General features: G+C 70.6%; 2 protein-coding genes and 1 pseudogene. All 3 read right to left on the reverse strand.

The window, feature by feature from the left end:
* A pseudogene (locus FLV34_RS38925) lies at positions 1-416 on the reverse strand (ATP-binding protein); the annotation flags it as partial.
* A complete protein-coding gene (locus FLV34_RS38930; protein WP_261986078.1) occupies positions 416-2,185 on the reverse strand; it encodes a VirB4 family type IV secretion system protein in 1,770 nt (589 codons plus the stop codon). The pseudogene FLV34_RS38925 and the gene FLV34_RS38930, both read right to left, overlap by 1 nt.
* Positions 2,182-3,016: PrgI family protein (locus FLV34_RS43125; RefSeq protein ID WP_261986079.1), on the reverse strand; the 835-nt coding region annotated here is incomplete at its 5' end. The genes FLV34_RS38930 and FLV34_RS43125, both read right to left, overlap by 4 nt.

The following is a 3,016-nucleotide window of genomic DNA, read 5'->3' on the forward strand; positions in this document are numbered from 1 at the left end:
ACCGCCGTGCGCGCCGACGGCCAGGCCGACTCGATCGCGTGCTCCACCAGGTGCTGCGGGACGGTGCCCGGAACCCACAGCCGGATCCGTACGCCGCCGGCGCCGAAGACGTACTCGAAGGCCAGGTGCGGCTGACCGAACAGGGCACGCTTCCAGGCCGGGCGCAGCAGCCCCATCAGGTTGGTCCACAGCGCCTCCGACCCCGCCATGTCCGCCACCGGGGGCGCGAGGATCTCCACGCATCGCGCCCCCTTCGTCGCGGCGCGGTGGCGCAGCCGTACGACCAGGGCGCTGAGCAGTTCAAGCACGATCGCAGCGGCCGAAACCCCGAAGGTGAGCCACGAGACATGGGTGCTCACCCAGGTCAGGAGCATCTCGATGAAGGCATCGGGGTCATAGGGAAGGTTCTGCAGCATCAGAACTCGTCCTCCTCGTCTGCCATGAGGTGTCCATAGGCGGCCAGCTCGGAGGGTGATGACGTGGCCAGGCGGTGTTCCTGCTCGCTGGCCAGGACCTGGAAGGCGACTCGGGAAGCGCCGGAGTCGGCGGCCAGGAGCCCGAAACCGCGCTCGGCCGACAGCAGGAGCTGGCGTTCGCCATCGGACAGGCGGAAGGCCTCGGCGACTCTGTCGATCGCCTGGGGTGCCTGGCGGAGCAGGATCTGGGTGGCGGAGTTGGCGATGATCGCCTGCCCGATGTCGGAGCCGAGCAGGTCGGCGGCGTCCTGGGTGACCACCGACAGCCCGGCCCAGTGCTTGCGGGCGCTTTTGGCCATCCGTAGCAGGAACTTCGCACCCTCCGGGTCGCGCATGAGCAGCCATGCCTCATCGACCACAACGAGACGAGGGCGGCGATTGCCCGGGTCGGAGACGCGCCGCCAGACCGCGTCCAGGGTCAGCAGGGTGCCGACGGCCTTGAGCTCGTCGGGCAGGTCCCGCAGAGAGAAGACGATCAGGTGGGAGTCGGGCCGCGTGGTGGTGTGGCCGTCGAAGAGCCGGCGGTGGCTTCCGGTGACGTACGGCGCGAGTCCGGCGGCCAGTTCCCTGGCCTTGGGGTCGTTGTCGGCGGCCAACGCGTCGGCGAGGTCGCGCATGAGCGGCGGGCGGCGTGTCCAGGTCCGCCGGTCGAAGGTGATCCCCGCGCCCTTGTAGGCGGCGATGATGGCCCGGTCGAGCGCGGCCTTGCTGGCCTTGTCGAGTGGCTCGCCGAGCATGACCGCGACCAGGGTGTGCAGGAACAGCGAGCGTCTGGTGAGCGCGTCGCCCTCCCGCTGTTCCGGAGGCGGTAGGTCGAAGGGGTTGAGCCGGACGTTCGCCGCGCCGAGCTGCAGGTAGGCGCCGCCGACGGCCGCGCACAGGCGGGCGTACTCGTCTTCGGGGTCGATGACGGCGACCTCGACGCCGGTGTAGAGCGAGCGCAGTGCTTCCAGCTTGGCCAGGTAGGACTTGCCGCCGCCGGAACAGCCCAGGATTGTCGAGTTGTGGTTGGGCTGGGCGAACCGGTCCCAGGCCACGAGAGAGGAGCTGGCCGCGTTCGCGCCGTACAGAACCGTGGTGGGTCCAAGGTCGGCGGTCAGGTCGGGAGAGGTGAAAGGGAAGGCCGCCGCGAGCGCCGGGGTGTCGAAGGTGCGGCGCATCTGCAGGTTGTCGTACGCCATAGGCAGCGCCGACACCCAGCCCTGGAGTTGCCGGAAGGTCACCACACGCGCGTCCAGCAGGAGCGACCCGGCCAGGGCCCGGACCTGGGCGCAGGCGTCCTCCAATTCCTCGGCTGTCGTGGCGTGAACGGTGAGGTAGATCGAGGTGCGGAACAGCTTGGCCTGTCCTCGCGCGATGCGTGAGGCCAGCTCCTGGGCGTCTTCGGCGGCGACCTCTGCGCTGGGGTCGATGAGCCGGCCGTGCTGCTGGTCGCTGCGCAGGCCGGATTCCAGGCGGGCGAGCTGTTTGCGGAGCCGGTCGGAGGCGACCAGGGACGGCACCGGGTCGACGTGGAAGGACACATCCAGCCGCCCGGGGTAGGTGAGCAGGGGTTCCAGCCAGCCGGGTGTGACCTCGCGCGGGTAGCCGGTGACGGCGAGCGTCGCGCAGTGGTTGTCGCTGACCTGCAGTTGCCGGGGCCGGACTTCGACCGCGTCGGGGCCGAATCCATGCCCAAGTCGTGAGTTACGGCGCGAACTGAGTTTCACCAGTTTTCTCCCCTCGTAATGACCTGATCCGGGGCCGCCATCTGGGCGCCGGGCAGCGGCGGCGCCGCAGGGTCGAAGCAGGCGGTCAGCAGGCGGGAGGCTGCCGCCTCGTCCAGGAGCCGTACGGTCAGCCCGCATGCGGACAGCAGCCGGGATGCCTCTTCCAGTCGCCGCAGGGCACGGGCTGCCGCGGCCTCCCGCGCCTTTCCTGTCGCGGACTCGCGCACGATCAGGAGGACCTGGCGGCGCAGCAGGTCGTGCCGCTCGGCGAGGCCGGCGAGGAAGTAGGCGTGCTGGAGCGCGGCAGCCGACAGTGCCGGGTGTGGGAGTTGGCGGGCGTTGTGCTCGAGGGAGGTGATCGTCTCGGCGAGGTCGAGCCGTTCGGCGCGTACGAGGATCTGGACCGGACCCGAAAGCGAGTTGAGCCAGCGCCCGAACACCGCGACCAGCGCGTCCTGCTCTTCGGGGGCTCGCAGGGCGAAGCTGACCGTGGACACGTCCGCGATGGCCGCGATGCCGTCCGGGCCGAGGTCGAGTAGCCCGTCCCCGGCCATCCCCTGGACGGGAAGGCGTAGCTGCGCGGGAGCAGGGCCGGGCCTGGCGCCGATCCAGGTGGGAAGCGGTGGCACCTCCTGCGAAGCGGAGACGAGGCGTTTGGGTGCGCGCAGGTGGCGGACGACGGCGAGCAGGTAGCGGTCGAGCGACAAACCGTCGTGTCGGGCGGTCGCGAGTAGGATCCCGGCCACCGCGATCGGCAGCGCCACCGCGGCGCAGACCACGAGCGGCACCCGGTCACCGACGAGCAGGTACGCGGCGTAGAGCAGAGCGCCG

This window comes from Microbispora sp. CSR-4, assembly GCF_008033685.1.
Taxonomy (GTDB): Bacteria; Actinomycetota; Actinomycetes; order Streptosporangiales; family Streptosporangiaceae; genus Microbispora.